The sequence below is a fragment of the Tamlana sp. 2_MG-2023 genome, assembly GCF_030548465.1.
Lineage (GTDB): Bacteria > Bacteroidota > Bacteroidia > Flavobacteriales > Flavobacteriaceae > Pseudotamlana.
Window position 1 is genome coordinate 246,597 of sequence record NZ_JAUOSF010000004.1, and the last position, 16,424, is coordinate 263,020.

At 31.0% G+C, this 16,424-nt stretch carries 14 protein-coding genes; all 14 read left to right on the plus strand.

Annotation, left to right across the window (positions count from 1 at the left end):
- Position 1 precedes the first annotated feature (1 nt).
- The 14 genes from Q4566_RS08530 to Q4566_RS08595 all read left to right on the plus strand — a co-directional run bounded on the left by Q4566_RS08530 (position 2) and on the right by Q4566_RS08595 (position 16,424).
- Complete coding sequence (locus Q4566_RS08530; protein WP_303420208.1) at positions 2-1,243, plus strand: glycosyltransferase; 1,242 nt, start codon at positions 2-4, stop codon at positions 1,241-1,243.
- A gap of 606 nt (positions 1,244-1,849) precedes the next feature.
- Positions 1,850-2,770 (plus strand): sulfotransferase, encoded by a 921-nt coding sequence (locus tag Q4566_RS08535; RefSeq protein WP_303420209.1) that lies wholly within the window; start codon positions 1,850-1,852, stop codon positions 2,768-2,770.
- A 227-nt stretch (positions 2,771-2,997) separates the two neighbouring features.
- The gene (locus Q4566_RS08540; RefSeq protein WP_303420210.1) at positions 2,998-3,831 is read left to right on the plus strand and encodes a glycosyltransferase family 2 protein; all 834 of its coding nucleotides are present in this window, start codon (positions 2,998-3,000) and stop codon (positions 3,829-3,831) included.
- Positions 3,832-4,564: 733 nt separating this feature from the next.
- On the plus strand, positions 4,565-5,983 hold the full coding sequence (locus tag Q4566_RS08545) for an acyltransferase (protein WP_303420211.1): 1,419 nt from the start codon (positions 4,565-4,567) through the stop codon (positions 5,981-5,983).
- Positions 5,984-6,009: 26 nt separating this feature from the next.
- Positions 6,010-6,552, plus strand: coding sequence for an SGNH hydrolase domain-containing protein (locus Q4566_RS08550; RefSeq protein WP_303420212.1), 543 nt, complete (start codon positions 6,010-6,012; stop codon positions 6,550-6,552).
- 465 nt (positions 6,553-7,017) lie between these two features.
- Positions 7,018-8,046, plus strand: coding sequence for a hypothetical protein (locus Q4566_RS08555; RefSeq protein ID WP_303420213.1), 1,029 nt, complete (start codon positions 7,018-7,020; stop codon positions 8,044-8,046).
- Positions 8,043-8,924, plus strand: a complete 882-nt coding sequence (locus Q4566_RS08560) for a glycosyltransferase family 2 protein (RefSeq protein WP_303420214.1) — start codon at positions 8,043-8,045, stop codon at positions 8,922-8,924. Before Q4566_RS08555 ends, Q4566_RS08560 begins: the two co-directional genes overlap by 4 nt.
- A complete protein-coding gene (locus Q4566_RS08565; RefSeq protein WP_303420215.1) occupies positions 8,912-9,991 on the plus strand; it encodes a glycosyltransferase in 1,080 nt (359 codons plus the stop codon). Before Q4566_RS08560 ends, Q4566_RS08565 begins: the two co-directional genes overlap by 13 nt.
- Positions 9,981-10,877 carry a polysaccharide pyruvyl transferase family protein gene (locus Q4566_RS08570; RefSeq protein ID WP_303420216.1) on the plus strand — a complete coding sequence of 299 codons (897 nt, stop codon included), beginning with the start codon at positions 9,981-9,983 and terminating at the stop codon, positions 10,875-10,877. Before Q4566_RS08565 ends, Q4566_RS08570 begins: the two co-directional genes overlap by 11 nt.
- Positions 10,878-12,014, plus strand: a complete 1,137-nt coding sequence (locus tag Q4566_RS08575) for a glycosyltransferase family 4 protein (protein ID WP_303420217.1) — start codon at positions 10,878-10,880, stop codon at positions 12,012-12,014. It abuts the gene before it with no gap.
- On the plus strand, positions 12,007-12,939 hold the full coding sequence (locus tag Q4566_RS08580) for a glycosyltransferase family A protein (protein ID WP_303420218.1): 933 nt from the start codon (positions 12,007-12,009) through the stop codon (positions 12,937-12,939). Before Q4566_RS08575 ends, Q4566_RS08580 begins: the two co-directional genes overlap by 8 nt.
- A gap of 14 nt (positions 12,940-12,953) precedes the next feature.
- On the plus strand, positions 12,954-14,255 hold the full coding sequence (locus Q4566_RS08585) for an O-antigen ligase family protein (protein WP_303420219.1): 1,302 nt from the start codon (positions 12,954-12,956) through the stop codon (positions 14,253-14,255).
- A complete protein-coding gene (locus tag Q4566_RS08590; protein ID WP_303420220.1) occupies positions 14,252-15,286 on the plus strand; it encodes a glycosyltransferase in 1,035 nt (344 codons plus the stop codon). The genes Q4566_RS08585 and Q4566_RS08590 overlap by 4 nt, the downstream gene beginning before the upstream one ends.
- Positions 15,279-16,424 carry a glycosyltransferase family 4 protein gene (locus tag Q4566_RS08595; protein WP_303420221.1) on the plus strand — a complete coding sequence of 382 codons (1,146 nt, stop codon included), beginning with the start codon at positions 15,279-15,281 and terminating at the stop codon, positions 16,422-16,424. Before Q4566_RS08590 ends, Q4566_RS08595 begins: the two co-directional genes overlap by 8 nt.

Below are 16,424 nucleotides of genomic sequence, written 5' to 3' on the forward strand. Positions count from 1 at the left end.
AATGAAAATACTTCATATAAGTACATATGATTCAGGAGGAGCTTTTATTGGAGCCAATAGGCTACATAGGTCTTTATTGAAACACAATATTGATTCTAAAATACTTGTTAAGAATCAATATTCGGCTGAAAACAATGAAAAATTATCGCGTATAAATCAGAAGGATAAAAGCTTAAATATTATTAATAGAATACAGGCTAAATTAGGCTTCCCGGTGACTTCGAAACAAAAACGATATCATTTTTTATCAAATAAAGGCAATGATTTTGAAATTATTTCTTTCCCTTTTTCTGATTTTGAAATTACTAAAACCAAAGAATATGAAGAGTGTGATATTGTTCATTTACATTGGGTAGCAGGCTTTTTAGATTATAAGAGCTTCTTTAAAAAATGTAAAAAGCCAGTTGTTATTACATTGAGAGATCTATTCCCCATTCAAGGAATTTTTCATTATCATAATGATTATTTGAATAATAAAGACACTCTTGGAGGTCTTGAAGATAAAATGAAGGATTTAAAACTCTGTGCAATTCAAAATTTTAAATTGCCCATTTATGTTGTAGGAATTTCATCATGGATTACGAAAGAATCATTGAAGAGTACCATTCACAAAGGCTTTGAGCATTTTACCATACCAAATTGTATTAATCTTGATGACTATGTTATTTATGATAAGAAGCAAGTTAGAAAGGAATTTAATATAGAAATGAATTCTTTTGTAATCTCATTTGTATGTCACGGTGTTTCCGCGAAACGAAAAGGCATTGATATGTTAATAAAGGCCATTAGTGATTTAAAAATTGAACAGCCCATAACTGTTTTAACTGCCGGGGGAGGTACCCCACCTCAATTTCCTTTAAATATTATTCACAGACATTTAGGGAAACTTAATAGCGAATATTTAAATAAGGTCTATGGAGCTTCTGATGTATTTGTTATGCCTTCCAGAGAGGAAGCTTTAGGGAATGTGATGCTAGAAGCTATAGCATGTGGGACTCCTGTGTTGGCAACCCCTGTTGGAGGACCAAAGGATGTTATCCAAGAAGGAGTTAATGGACTGTTGTCTAAAAGCGTTTCCTCTCAGGGTTTGAAAGAGGTTATAGAGCGATTTATAAAATCAAAGTCGCAGTATTACCCAGAAAAGGTTAAAAACTCACTTAAAGAAAAATATACTGAAGAGGTAATTGCTTCGAAATACATTAAACTATATAAGTTATTAATTGAGAACACTATAAAGAAGTAATCAGTTAATTTGGTTCTAATTTCTATTTTAGATAATCGCTCCTTAGCTTTAGAATAATGACATAAATAGCAGCCCAATAAGTATTAATTTAAAAATGTAAGCTTCCCATAAACCCGAACTGTTTGAAAGTAATTAATATTTTTTTAATTTGATCAGTATGATGAGACGAAGTAAATTTACCCCGAAACAGATTGCTAAGATTTTAAAGGAGTTTGACAACGGAGAGAGTGTCGACCAAATAAGCCGTTAGCACGGTTAAGCTTACATTAGAAGGTACCAATGCCAAAGTGGTTTTCAACGAGTGAGATAAGTTTAAAACTTACACCTGGCATCGAATTTATAATAATTATGAACAAACCAGCTTTTCTATTTGACGGTAGAAATATTATGGGTAAAAAACTTTAGAGCTAATCGGATTTCAAGTATATGTAATCGGACAATAAAGACCGAAGCCATTAATTTATCAAGATAATACTGATTACCATATTATTAGCTCCCTTTCAAAGTACAGAATTTAAAATATTAAGTGAGATATACTTTTAATCTCTCCTTAATTTTGATGAATTTAACAAAACAGGATAATTATATTATTCAAAATATAAATAGATGAAGAAAAATATATTAGTAACAGGTTCTCATCGCTCAGGTTCAACTTGGACAGGAAAAGTAATTGCCAGAGCCCCTAAAGTAAGATACATCCATGAACCGTTTAATATTAGTCTAAAACGAAATAATTCTCCTTTTAAGTTTTGGTTTGAGTTTTTAACTGATAGTTCACAAGAACATCAGGAAAGATCTAAATCATATATAAATTCCTTTTACACTGTATTTAATAATGATAAGTTAAATGAATTTATAAAGATACGCACTGCAAAATCACTTTATCATTTTCTTTATGACTTGAAGACAAGGTATTCATATAGAACTATTTTTAAGGATCCTATTGCAATAATGTCAACAGAATGGATTTATAAAAACTATGATATTGATATTGTTATCCTAATTAGGCACCCAGCTGCTTTTGTCGCAAGTTTAAAAGTAAAAGGTTGGCAATTTGATTTTAATAACTTTCTAAATCAACCTCTTTTGATGAATACTTACTTAAAAGATTATGAAACATTAATTCATGATTATTCAAAGAATAAAAAGGATATAATAGACCAAGGAATTTTACTCTGGAATATCATACATGACACAATAGATTATTACAAAAATAAATATTCAAATGAATGGTATTTTGTTAAACATGAAGACCTCTCCTTAAATCCAGAACAGGAGTTTCGAAAAATGTTCTCGAAAATTGGTCTTACTGTAGATTCAAATGTTGAAAATTATATCTTTACGTCTACTAATAAAAATATGGACTCGAATGTAATATTAAATTCAACAGAAGTATTTGATACTAGTAGGAATTCAAAAGAAAATATTAAAACATGGCAAAAGAGATTGTCAAATGATGAAATAAAAAGAATAAAAATTGGAACAAAACCTGTTTGGAAAAAATTTTATACTGAGAAAGATTGGTGATTTAAGAAACAAGTTCTCATGTTATTTTATATGATCATACTAGAAAACATTACACTGATTAGGGTCCATTATTTTTTTTAAAACACGCCTTTTGCCAAAACCCAGTTATAAAAATTGAACACTGTAATTTATTAAGTTAAAGATGGAAAGCCTACAACACGACTAATAGATAAAATCTTCTCGGATCTTCAAAATTTTATTAAAATAAACTTTAAAACCAAAAATTAATGTCTAAAACTCTCCCCAAAATTAGCGTAGTAACTCCTTCATATAATCAAGGAGACTTTATTGAAGAAACAATACTTTCAGTTATTAATCAGAACTATGAGAATTTAGAATATATAATAATTGATGGCGGAAGTACTGATAGTTCAATAGAGATAATAAAAAAATATGAAAACAAAATCGATTTTTGGGTAAGTGAAAAGGATAATGGTCAAAGTGATGCGATTAATAGGGGGTTAAGTAGAGCTACAGGTGATATTTTATGTTGGCTGAACAGTGATGATTACTTTCTTCCAGGGGCTTTAAAAAAAGTAAGCACATACAAATGGACAAATGAAGTTGGAGCATTAGTTGGCATCGGTCATAAAGTAAATTTACACAAAGAAATTAGATATACACCTAGCTATTATGATCCTGTCACGCTAAAAGATCTATTTAATTGGAATAATGGAAAAAATTTTATGCAACCTGCCGCTTTTTTTTCTAAAAAAGCTTGGAATGATTGTGGACCACTTAATGAGGATTTAAATATTTGTATGGACGTTGATTTATGGATTAAAATTGCAAAACAATATAAGATTGTAAGGATTCAAGATAGTTTAGCACATGCTTTTATTCATGAAGATGCAAAAACAACAGCTTTGATTGACGAAATGATAATAGAAACCAATTTAATGATTGCCCAACATGGCGGCCTAAAAGAGGCTCAAAATTGCATAGAAAAACATTTTATAAATAAGTTAAACAGAGTTAAAAGAACAAATCAATCGTTTAGCTTTTTTTACAAAGAAAAACTTAAACGATTAGTTGATCGAGTTTTCACTAGAATACGCTAAAATTTACAGCTAAGTAATTTTTTTAATGTCCCAACTTTATGAAATTTTAACTCTACTAAAGTCTCGAAATTTAAAAAAATCATTAATTAAAGAAAACACTCATTGTAATAGATTTAAAAATCTACCTTACCAACCTAGTTGTTAAAGAGTCAGATTTAGAGTTACAAAACTTAACCTAGATGTCGCTATTGAGGTTGACTCTTATTGGTTTAATGACACTTTACAATTTGAGATTATTCATTTACAACATTCTGAAGTTATTTTTAAAGGAGAGATTCTATCAGAAGAGGGGGGAGCACACTTTTTATAGTATAGTTTACAACCATATAAAAGTAGAGATGATAGAGTAATCACTGATGAGTGGTGAGGTTATAGACCTATTGTAAAAGTCTATAAGTGTGACACAAAGCCAAAGTCACTCTAGCTTAAATTTTAAGGCGTGCATAGCAAAATTTATCAAGTTAGATCTTGAATATGAACAATATTTCCTTGGATCAACGATTTCAAAATAAACAAATATTTAAAGACTTATCTTTTAAGGTAAATCGCTCACAGTCCAAATCGACAATTTTTAATAATCTAATAACTAAAATGGTCAACAAATAAAAAGTTTATCATAATTAAATTATATGCAACTAACTACTCCATTTACATATTTTAAATGAAGACTTTTGTCTTACTAAACTAAGGTGAAATACCACTATTAAACTATAAACTCTTATATAATATTTAAATGCAACTCATTTCCAAATTTAAATACAGGCCTGAAATCGACGGACTGAGAGCTTTTGCTGTTTTAGCTGTTTTATTTTTCCATGTTGGACTCGGATTCCCTGGTGGTTATATAGGGGTTGATATCTTTTTTGTCATTTCCGGGTATCTTATAACCTCTCTAATTATAAAAGAAATTCAAGAAGATAGATTCTCTTTTTATAATTTTTATGAGCGACGTATACGACGTATTTTCCCTGCCTCCGCTGTAATGGTAATAGTAACCATTATAATAGGGTGGTTTCTTCTACTGCCTTCAGACTTTATAGGTCTTGGAAAATCAGTCATCAGTCAAACTTTTTTTAGTTCGAACTTCTACTTTTGGAGAAATACTAATTATTTTGCTGAATCAGCAGAACTTCAACCTTTACTTCATACCTGGTCACTAGCTATCGAGGAACAGTTTTATATGATTGTACCAATAGCATTATGGACACTTTTTAAAGTAATTACTGGTGCTACAAGGACAAAATTAATAGTAATATTAATGAGTACTTTTTTAGCTAGTCTATTTTTAAGCATCTATTTGTTGCCAGATATGAATGCTGTTACCTTTTATTTATTACCTACGCGAGCTTGGGAATTACTTACAGGTTCTATAGTAGCTGTACTTCCTGCCATAAGTTTATTAAAAAATCGTGCAATGAGGGAAATCATAGCAATACTAGGTATACTTGGAATGGTTCTTCCTTGCTTCCTTTATACAAAAGACACTTTGTTCCCTGGTTTAGCCGCCATACCACCTTGCCTAGGGGCTGCACTATTTATCATGAGTAGCACACCTTATGAAAATTCTGTTTCACCTTTTTCCGCGAAAATATTCACCTGGAAACCCATCATTTTTATTGGGCTTATTTCGTATTCCCTTTATTTATGGCACTGGCCACTGGTTGCTTTTTCTAGATATTGGGCCTTAGAGGAATTTTCTACCTCCTATAAATGGGGTATTGTTATTTTAAGTTTTATTTTAGGTATAGCCTCATGGCGCTTTGTTGAAACACCATTTAGAAACAAAACTATTGCTAATAACCCAAAGGTATTATTCCAATATGCCATATCTATATCTGCTCTATTTATAATTTGTAGCGGACTTTCACTGACAATGAGTGGTTTTCCTGGACGCTATAGTGAAAAAGTTTATGCTTTTGATAAAACAAAAGCTGAAGCGTTAAATAAAAACCTTATTAGTTTACCTATTGACCTCGCTGTTGCTAAATCAGGGGAGTTCCCTGTTTTCGGCAAGTCAGACCCAGAAAATATTGATGTACTTGTTTGGGGAGACTCTCATGCACGATCTATTCTTCCGGCAGTAATAAAAGCCGCTAGTGAAAACAAAAAAACTGTAAGTACAGCTTGGTACTCTAGCACCCCCCTATTATAGGACATGCATCATTTCTTAGCCCATTGATGTTTTCATTAGGAAATAATCGTCATGAATGGGCTAAGGCCATTATCAAGCAAGTTAAAGATCAAGATATTGATCATGTAATTCTTGCCGCTCGGTGGTCTGGTCATTATAATAATTTAAATAAAACATCTGCTAAGGCTATAGATAGATTCAATACTTATTTAATAAATACTATTTATGCATTACAGGATGCAGGAGCTGTTGTATGGATCTTTAGAGAGGTGCCAAGACACTCAATCTCTGTACCAAAATTATTGATTAAACGAGAAGTTTTCGGTACAAACATTACACAATACATTTGTTCTAAAGAAAAGCTAATAAAACAAAATAAAAATTTTGATGCGATGCTCTCTAAATTAGAATTAGCTGGAGTCAAAGTATTGGATGCTTCAGATTTATTATATAATAAAGACAAAAGGTACTATAACATCGAATATAACGGAAAAGCATTCTATTATGATAATCAACACCTCTCAAAATACGGTGCCGAAGAACTTTATGGTACTTTCACCCCTGTTTTTCAGACTTATCTAAAAAATTAAATAATGACACTAAACAGAAATATTAAAAAGAGATAAGCGTCAGATTTAATATATTGAACTAACAAATTGATATGAAATTCACAATTAAAAAAATCCGTTTGATAAAAAATAATGGTACGCTACTATAATGAAAAAATATTCAAAATGATTCCTTGAACAAATTTGCACATTAATTATATAATAAATTAGCTTGATATAATCATTTCATATATTGTCGTTAGACTGTTAAAATAAAACAAACCCCTTCTATATAATATCAGTAGATATCACAATAATTGTATCGCTCATTTTTAGGTTAATGAAGAAGACGAGTTTTAAATAATAGCGTGGACAATCATCTAAAATATGATAGTAAATCCAATAAAAGATAGTTATACTAACTAGTTACAAAAAAGCAAGACAACTGTTATTAAGGCTTAAGTTATTAAATAAAAATGCGACAAAATACCTTTTTAAAATTCAAACATGAACATTTTATGCACTTCTGAGATAAAAGATCAATATGTTAAATCGTTTGACAAAGTGTTAAAAAAAATTGCTAAAGTTACATATAGTAAAAAATCTTTCTTTGACAAACAGGGAGATTATGATTTTATTCTGATTAATTGGCCCGAAGAGCTTATTGGTTGGGGGCACAGTCCTAATAAAAAAGAAATTCAGGATTTACAAACAACGCTTTACTATTGGAGTAAAAATACTAAAATCATAGTCACTATGCATAATACTTGCCCTCATAGTCACCGTGTATCAGTTAAAACCGTTAGTGAATTAATATATAAAAACGCTAACATTATAATTCATCTGGGAAAGGCTTCAGTTTCTCTTTACAAAAAAAAATACGGAGAATTTTCGGCAGAACATATCGTTATTCCTCACGTTCAAATGGAATATTTAGATATCATTTCAAAAAATGAAGCAAGAGAGAAATTTGGTTTCAAAAAAGAAGATGTAGTTATACTTGTATTTGGTTCTCTAAGAAAAAAAGAAGAGTATCAGTTTATTCGAAAAGTTTTTACCAAATGGTCGAATCCCAATAAAAAACTACTAATTTCTAAATACAAAGATTTCTCTATTCCACCAATTCGTTTTATCAAAAAACATATATTACCTCAAAAAGAAAAAAATGTAGTAAAGAACACAACTCGAGTCGATGATAAGGATATTCAGAATTACTTTAGGTCTGCGGATATCGTATTTGTTCCGCGATTAGATACTTTAAATTCTGGTATTGTTCCTGTTTCAGCTTTTTTTGAAAATATAGCAATCGGTGGAGACATTGGAAACATTCAGGAATCATTAAATCTTTTTAATTATCCAATATTTGATGTAGAAAGCGCAACTTCAGCGACAAGAGCTTTAGACACAGCTTATCGGCTATCTCAATCAAACAGTGGCCCTTTAGCAAAAAAAATTTTAAAAGAAAAGTGTTCTCCTGATGCTATTAGCAAAATTTTAAAACGATTTTTAGAACTTCATCAAAAAAAATCTTCATGAAAGTCTCCATTATAATTCCCTTCTTTAACAACGCAAAAGAAATTAAAAGAACTTTAACGAGTGTTTTCAAACAAACATATCAAAACTTTGAAGTGATTATTGTTAATGATGCTTCACCTGACTGGAAAGAAGGTTTGTTCATAATAAATTCCTTTAAAGAAAATAGGATAAAAATTATATCACATGAAACAAATAAAAACGGTGCTGCTGCCAGAAACACAGGAATTAAAGCTGCTCAAGGCGAATATATTGCGTTTTTAGATGCAGATGATGAATGGCTTCCTAATCACCTTGAAGATTCTTTAGCTATAATAGCAAATGAGAATGCTGATATTTCATATTGCCAAGCAAAAGTTTTAAATAAAGTTAGATCATCTCTGATGCCTGAATTAGGAATTATTAAACCACAAACTGTTTCTGACTATTTATTTGTACAGGGTGCTGTAATGTTTACGCCAACATTAGTAGTAAAATCCATGTTAGCAAAAGAAGTACGCTTTAATGAAAAATTACGTCGCCATCAAGATTATGATTTTTTATTACGTTGTGAAGCAGTTCACGTTAGTTTTGTATTTTTAAACAAACCCAATGTTATTGTACATTGGGAAAATAATAACCCACAAGCAAAAGGAGGTACTTGGGATTTTAGCTTACAATTTGCTTTAGATTATAGAAAGTATTTTTCAAAAAAAGCTTTCAGTAGGTTTATTCTTAAAAATTGTATTTTACCACTTATAGAAGACAAAAATAACACTACTGCATTTAAAGTTTTTTCAAAAAACATCAATCCAACTCACTTAAGTAAACTAAATTATTATTTTGTAATTTCTTACTTACTATTTGGCAAGTTTAAACACCCTTGGAAATGGAAAAAATAATAACGAATTCTGTAAACGGTTACCCTGAAGTGCGCAATATTTTTTCGCGCTATCCTAATTATGCTTACAAAAAAGATTTATTTAATTATGGTTTAAAACTAACACATAGGATTACTGGAAAAGGCTATCACCCTTTTTGGAAAGGGTTGTTTTATTATCCCAAAGATCAAGTAACACCTTGTGTTTTTTTTAACACTATTAATCTTGGTAAAAATGTATGGTGTGTCTATTTTGAAACGACTTTACCTCGCTTAGGAGGAGTAGGTCGTTTTTTTTATAATATGTCTATAAAACAACTGACAAAAGAAAACTGTAAAGAAATTATTGCAATTTCACAATGTGCTTATAATATGCAAATTACATACTTAAAAGATAAGTATCCTCAATATTTGGATATTATTCAAGCCAAAATGAAGGTGCAATTACCGCCGCAGGAGCCATTAATTAATAGTTATTCTGAAAAGAAACTTCCTGACAGCAAAATTGTGTTTACTCTTATAGGAGCAGATTTTTTCCGTAAAGGAGGTAGAGAAATCTTACAGGTATTCGACATGCTAATACCACAGCACCCTCAATTACAATTAAATATTGTAAGCTCTATGAAATATGAAGATTATGCGACACACGCCACAAAACAAGATTTAGATAGCGCTAAATATATAATCAATAAATATCCAAATAACATTTTACACTATAATAGTTTACCTAATGCTAAAGTGCTCGAATTATTAAAAAACACTCATATTGGGTTACTTCCTACTTGGGCAGATAGTTTTGGTTATAGTGTTTTAGAATCACAAGCAGCGGGCTGCCCAGTAATAACAACCGACATTAGGGCGTTACCAGAAATAAACAATAACAACATAGGTTGGCTAATTCAAGTAGAGAAAAAAATCGACAAAAACGCCCTAATTGACACAAAAAACCAACGTTTTATGTTTTCAAATCATTTGAAACTTGAACTTAAGAGAATCATAACTTCTGAAATTTTAAATACTCCAAATAATATCAAAATTAAAGGAGAAAAAGCCCTTTTTAATATCAAAAAAATGATAGATGAAAAATAAAATAGAATTAGTATATCATAAAGGAAAGAATTTTGGAGATGCTATAAATCCTATGGTACTTACCCATTATTTTAACAAGTCCATTTTAGATAAATCAGAGGACGTTAAATTAATAGGGATAGGAACGTTATTGGGGCTAAAAAAGATGCCCAATAAAAAAATTGTATTTTCGTCAGGTGCCTCAAAGGGTAATGAATCTACCTATGGAGAAGTTCCGACAATCGATGACTCCTACGATATATTTTGTGTTAGAGGTCCATTAACGGCGAAGTTGTTAAATCTCGCTCCTGACTATGCAGTTTGTGATGGTGCTTATTTATTAAATGACATGTATAATTTTAATGTTGTCAAAAAACATAAGATTTCATTTATGCCTCACCATAAAAGTGAAGATATGTTTAATGGGTTAAAAACAATAATTGAATCTTTAAATATTAATTATATCAGTCCAGCCAGCTCCATTGACCTTGTCTTATCTGAATTAGCCTCTAGTGAACTTGTAGTCACAGAAGCCATGCATGGAGCTATAGTTGCTGATGCTTTTAGGATACCATGGATTCCTATAAAAACTTATCCTTTCATCGATGATTTTAAATGGAATGATTTCACTTCATCTATGAAAATTAAAGAATTTAACTTTAATTACTTCCCATATATTCATTCTAAGCATTTTTTTTACGAACTGATTAATAGAAAACTAAAATTAAAACCATTAGCAAAAATTGGATCGGCCTTTATTTATCATTATAGGTTAAATTTATATAAAAAAAAGCTCTTAAAAGTAATTAAATATTCGAAACCTTATCTTTCAGAGGATGATTGGTTAAAGTCAAAAATTGAAGAATTGAAGAATTGTATTACAAGATTAAATGCTAAATATTTCTAAATGAATCTCCTACTTATTACTACAATGGCAGGTAACCCTTGGGGGGGTAGTGAAGAATTATGGTGTAAATTAGCTAAGGAAGCTTTAACTAACAACATTAATGTAGCCATTTCATATTTTGACTGGGGAAAAACACCTTCCAAAATAAAAGAAATTGAAAATTTAGGAGTACAAAGTTATAAACGAAAACGAATAGCTTACACGCCTCTAATAAAAAAACCCTTAGGTAAACTAAATGAAAAATTATGGGGTATTCGCGATTTAGAAAAAGCTGTTTTAAAAAGCAAACCTGATCATATTATTATAAGCATGGGGGGGTTTTGTGATTTGGAAGTACCATTATACCAAAAATTTTTAAAGAAACTTAATATCCCTTTCAGTCTTATCGTTCATTCTAATCCAGAAAACCGCTATTTTAAACTCTTTTCTATACAGGAAATGAATAGCCTCTGTGAAAAAGCTTTAAAGGTATTTTTTGTTTCAAATCGTTTATTGGAAATAGCTAAAAGGCAAACCGGAAATTATTTTAAAAATGCCGAAATTATTTTAAACCCTGTAAATATTAGTAATTCGGATTATGTTGATTATTTAGGACAACAAGATGTTTTAAATATGGCCTGTGTGGGTAGAATTAGTTTAAGTGTGAAAGGGCAGGCACTTTTATTACAGGTATTGGCTTCAACTAACTGGAAAAAACGGAATTATATACTTAATATTTACGGCAATGGGCCAGATGAAGACTTACTAAAACTCTTGGTCTCAAAGTTTAAACTTGAAAATAAAGTTATCTTTCATGGACATGTTAGTGATATTAGAACAGATATTTGGGCGAAAAATCAATTACTTGTCATGCCCTCGTACTACGAAGGTTTGCCCCTCGCCTTAGTTGAAGCTATGTTATGTGGACGAACAGCAGTATGTACTGATGTTGGAGGCGCTAAAGAAGTTTTAAATGAAAATAACGGCTATTTTGCTGAAGCTGCAACACTTACTAGTTTTACAAATGCGATGGAAAAAATGTGGGAAAACAAAGAGCAACTTCAAGAACAAGGTAAAGGTGCTAGGCAAGAAGTTTTAGAATATATTGGGGCTTTTCCGAAATATAACGAACTCCTAAATAATCTTTTATATGAATAATTGTCCATGGGTTTCTGTCATCGTTCCTGCATTCAATAGAGCTCAATATATTTTAGAGTGTTTAAATTCGGTTTTACACCAGACTCACCGCCCTATAGAGTTAATTGTGGTTGATGATGAGTCAACAGACGACACCGTTTCAATAATACAAGAATTCAAATCTAAAAACAACAAAGAAAATATTTTTGAAATTAAGATTATTCAACAAAAAAATTCAGGAGCACCTAGGGCACGAAATAACGGGTTTGAAAAAAGTAAGGGTGAATTTATCCAGTTTTTAGATTCTGACGATATTCTTTTATCCCAAAAAATAGAAAACCAATTATCCAGTTTTAACAAAAACACAAAATTAGTATATTCAAAAACACAGTTTTTTATTGACGAAAAATCTAATACTCTAGATAAATTTTGGGGTAGAAAATTAACAGAGACTAGTGCTGATTATTTTGAATTTCCATGGCAAACCATGTGTGCCTTATATCGAAGAACACAATTAAGTAAGAAAAACTTATGGGATGAAAATTTAACCATTCATCAGGATTGGGAATTTTCGATAAGACAAATCATACTAACAAAAGACATATATTTTCTTAACGAAGTTAATTCCTTGTATCGCTTTCACGATAGTGAACGGATAGGAACACAGTTAGGATCTAAAAAAATTATAGGAATTTATTATGCATCTTTAAAAATATACAATCTACTAAAAAACAAAAACAAAATTGATTCTTTTCTAAAAAAGAAATTTATAAAAAGATTTTTTTTCTGCTTTCTTAAATTTTCGGAATTTAGAAATAAGACATATATAAAAAAATCCAAATCCATTTTATTTGAGATTAGCTCATTAACTCTAGTTATCACAATGCCACTCTCTATTTTCAACTCTAATTTCTTTAAAAGTGTAAACACTAGATTTAAGATATAAGCAACCCTCAACAAATGCTCAAAGTATTCAATAATAAACAAATTAAATCGTTAAAACCTCTTTTTATATCATTATCCTTATTCTTGATAACAGGGGTTTTTACAGGTTTTATAGGAGCTACAATGTTTTCTGTTATCATTTTCACACTTAAAAAATTTAATTATAAATTAGAATTTTTTCTCACCTCTTTTTTACTTACTTATTTTTTAGCTAACAATTTTTCTGGGCCTCTAGCTTATAATGGTAATTTACGCTTTTCTATATTAGCACTTACACTAATTATTGTTTATCAGACGAAGATAAAAAAACTAAACTTAGCTTGGTACACACTACCTTTTGTTACAATAAGTTTAATAATTACCTTACTTTTCTCCACTCTAGGTTATGATGCCATTTTAAGAAGTATAGCTTATTTTTTTGTAGCCTATGCAATTTTTAAGCTGATTAATATTCTATATATTAAACATAGTAACGTCTCTATTATTCTATTCCTATTGTTGTTTGGTTTCATTTTGCTAAATTCCGCTTTACTAATAAACCCAAATTATTATTTATCAGGTCGTTTTATGGGGCTAACTGGTAACCCAAACGGATTAGGCATGCTTCTAGTTTTTATATTTGCGATAATAGATTTACTAAAACAACGAGGTGAATTAAAAGGCTTTAGCAAAAAAACACATTTAACCAATACTATAATAATCATTTTACTTATTCTAGCATCAGGTTCTAGAACCGCACTAGCAAGTTTAGTGTTTTATTTGGTGGCGAATAATATCGTGACGAATAAAAAGTTAATAATTCCTTATAGCATTTTATCCATTATTGGAGTAACCATCATTTACACCATAAATATTCAAGATGTTCTTAGTTTGATAGGATCAAACATTGAACTAAGATTAGACACTCTTGAAACAGCTAGTGGAAGAACCATTGTTTGGAAAGTGGCCTGGATAGAAATCTATGAGAATTTATGGTATGGACAAGGATTTATGTACGATAATTTTTTTATAAAAGATTATGCCGACAAATATATTGGTATGAATCGAGAACGTCACTGGGCAGGAATATGGAGTTCTTATTTATCTTTACTTCTGAATGTTGGTCTGGTGGGTTTAATTGCTTTTGCGTGGATGCTTTTTAAATTCTATCAAAAAGCAAAACTAAAACCCACAGCTGTTATTTACATAATTACTATACTTTTAATTGGAATTACAGAGTCTTGGATGGCGGCCTCTATGAATCCTTTTACGCCTCTTTTATTTCTATATTTTGCAATTCAAAATCAACCCCTTAAAAAAACGATCAACTATAAATGAAAATATTAGTCCTATTTACAAAACTAACTGGGTATTGGATGGCATGCATGCAACATGATGCAAGCATTAACAACAACCGTTATTTGGTATTTAGAAAAACCCCCAGCCCGGACGCCCCGTTTCAGCTAAATTCAACAGCAAACATCACACTCAAAGATGTTGACTCACTCGATTTAGATGCTTTGCAACAACAGGTTAAAACATTTAAACCCGATCTTATTTATGTAGCGGGCTGGATCGACAAACGCTACTTGCAAATCGCAAAAAGCTATAAAAAATCAGGTATCCCGGTCATTACAGGTATGGACAACCAATGGTTAGGGACCCCTAAACAGCATTTAGCCAGTTTTTTAAGCCCCGTGTTTATACGACCTTATTTTTCTCATATCTGGGTAGCGGGTATGCCGCAGTACTATTATGCTAAAAAATTGGGTTTTAAGTCAACTAACATCCTAACAGGACTTTATTGTGCCGATGAAAATTTATTTAAAAATACCGTTCAAACAACACATAACAACCAATTTGTTTTCATAGGTCGTTTAGTGGAACATAAAGGCTTAAAAGTCTTTTTTAAGGTTTTGAACGAGTTGATTCATGAAGAACGCATGAGTTTTAAAGTCCATATAATTGGCAACGGCCCCTTAGCGAATCAAATTCCAAAACATAATAATATTAAGCATACCCCATTTGTAAACCCTGAAGCTTTGCCTAAATTATTAGAAAACGCAGGAACCTTTATTTTACCAAGCCTCTATGAAGCCTGGGGAGTCGTGGTACATGAAGCAGCGTTAGCTGGTATGCCCATCATTACGACTGAAGAAACTGGAGCGGCTTCAGAATTCGTAATCAACAATTATAACGGTCATACCTACCAAGCAAACGATACTGAGGCTTTAAAAAAATTACTATTAAAATATGCGGCTTTCGATGAAACCACCTATTTAAAGTACTCGAAACACAGTAAACAGTTTGCTCATAAAATAAACCTAAACGACTGGTCGGCTAAAATTAATTCTATAATTCGTGAGTAACACAAAACCACACATCCTCATATTTACCGATTGGTTTTTACCAGCTTATAAGGCAGGTGGCCCCATTCAATCGGTAGCCAACTTGGTCAATCATTTAGGTCAGGATTATCATTTCTGGGTGGTGACCTCAAACACCGATTTGGACGCTCCCCTCCCACTAAGGTCAGAAGAAACCAATGTTTGGCTACAAAAGGATAATTACCAAGTCATTTATCTAGATAGGCAGCATCAGAATTTAAAAGCATACAAGAAGATTATAACCCATCAAAATTTTAAAGCAGTATATTTTAATTCTTTATTTTCACCCAAGTTCACACTTCTTCCTCTGTGGCTTACCCAAAATTCAGATATTAAAATTGTTCTAGCCCCGCGTGGGATGCTTGGTAAAGGGGCTCTGGCTATAAAACCCTTAAAAAAGAAAGTCTTTTTATCTGTTTTTAAGGCATTTGGACTACCTAATAAAATACATTGGCATGCTACAGATAGTACAGAAAAAGAAAATATTCAAAAGCACTTTGATAAGAAATCAAAAATTTATTTAGCTTCAAACTTGTCTTCAAAAATGGAGAATAACAACTTTACTAAAAAGAAAAAAGCTAATTCCATTAATATCTTTTTTGTCTCGAGAATTTCTGTAATAAAAAATTTACTTATAACAATAAAAACATTACAATTAGTAGATAAAAAACTAAATGTCAACTACAAAATCATAGGCCCTATTGAAGAAAAAACATACTGGTCACAGTGTCAAAGGGAAATTGAGAAATTACCAAGTAACGTGACCTGTGAATATTTAGGAGCCATCCCAAATATAAAACTAAAAGACACTTTAAAAGATTTACATGTCTTATTTTTACCAACACAGCATGAAAATTTTGGTCATGTGATTATGGAGGCCTGGCAAAATGCCTGCCCAGTTATTATCTCTAAAAATACCCCATGGAAAAATTTAGAAGAAAGGAAAATAGGGTTTGATATTGCATTAGAACACCAAGATGCTTTCAAGCAAAAAATAGAACAATTTGCCAAAATGGACGAAAAAGAATTCAATAGTTGGTCACAAGCGAGCTTTAATTTTGCTAAGAACTTTACAGAAAATCCAGAATTAATTTCAAAAACCAAAGCCCTGTTTGAATAA

Coding starts and splice junctions, on each gene's coding strand:
- Q4566_RS08590 (WP_303420220.1), top strand. CDS start 14,252: ATGAAAATATTAGTCCTATTTACAAAACTAACTGGGTATTGGATGGCA.
- Q4566_RS08555 (WP_303420213.1), top strand. CDS start 7,018: ATGAACATTTTATGCACTTCTGAGATAAAAGATCAATATGTTAAATCG.
- Q4566_RS08530 (WP_303420208.1), top strand. CDS start 2: ATGAAAATACTTCATATAAGTACATATGATTCAGGAGGAGCTTTTATT.
- Q4566_RS08550 (WP_303420212.1), top strand. CDS start 6,010: ATGTTTTCATTAGGAAATAATCGTCATGAATGGGCTAAGGCCATTATC.
- Q4566_RS08570 (WP_303420216.1), top strand. CDS start 9,981: ATGAAAAATAAAATAGAATTAGTATATCATAAAGGAAAGAATTTTGGA.
- Q4566_RS08580 (WP_303420218.1), top strand. CDS start 12,007: ATGAATAATTGTCCATGGGTTTCTGTCATCGTTCCTGCATTCAATAGA.
- Q4566_RS08545 (WP_303420211.1), top strand. CDS start 4,565: ATGCAACTCATTTCCAAATTTAAATACAGGCCTGAAATCGACGGACTG.
- Q4566_RS08535 (WP_303420209.1), top strand. CDS start 1,850: ATGAAGAAAAATATATTAGTAACAGGTTCTCATCGCTCAGGTTCAACT.
- Q4566_RS08565 (WP_303420215.1), top strand. CDS start 8,912: ATGGAAAAAATAATAACGAATTCTGTAAACGGTTACCCTGAAGTGCGC.
- Q4566_RS08540 (WP_303420210.1), top strand. CDS start 2,998: ATGTCTAAAACTCTCCCCAAAATTAGCGTAGTAACTCCTTCATATAAT.
- Q4566_RS08585 (WP_303420219.1), top strand. CDS start 12,954: ATGCTCAAAGTATTCAATAATAAACAAATTAAATCGTTAAAACCTCTT.
- Q4566_RS08560 (WP_303420214.1), top strand. CDS start 8,043: ATGAAAGTCTCCATTATAATTCCCTTCTTTAACAACGCAAAAGAAATT.
- Q4566_RS08575 (WP_303420217.1), top strand. CDS start 10,878: ATGAATCTCCTACTTATTACTACAATGGCAGGTAACCCTTGGGGGGGT.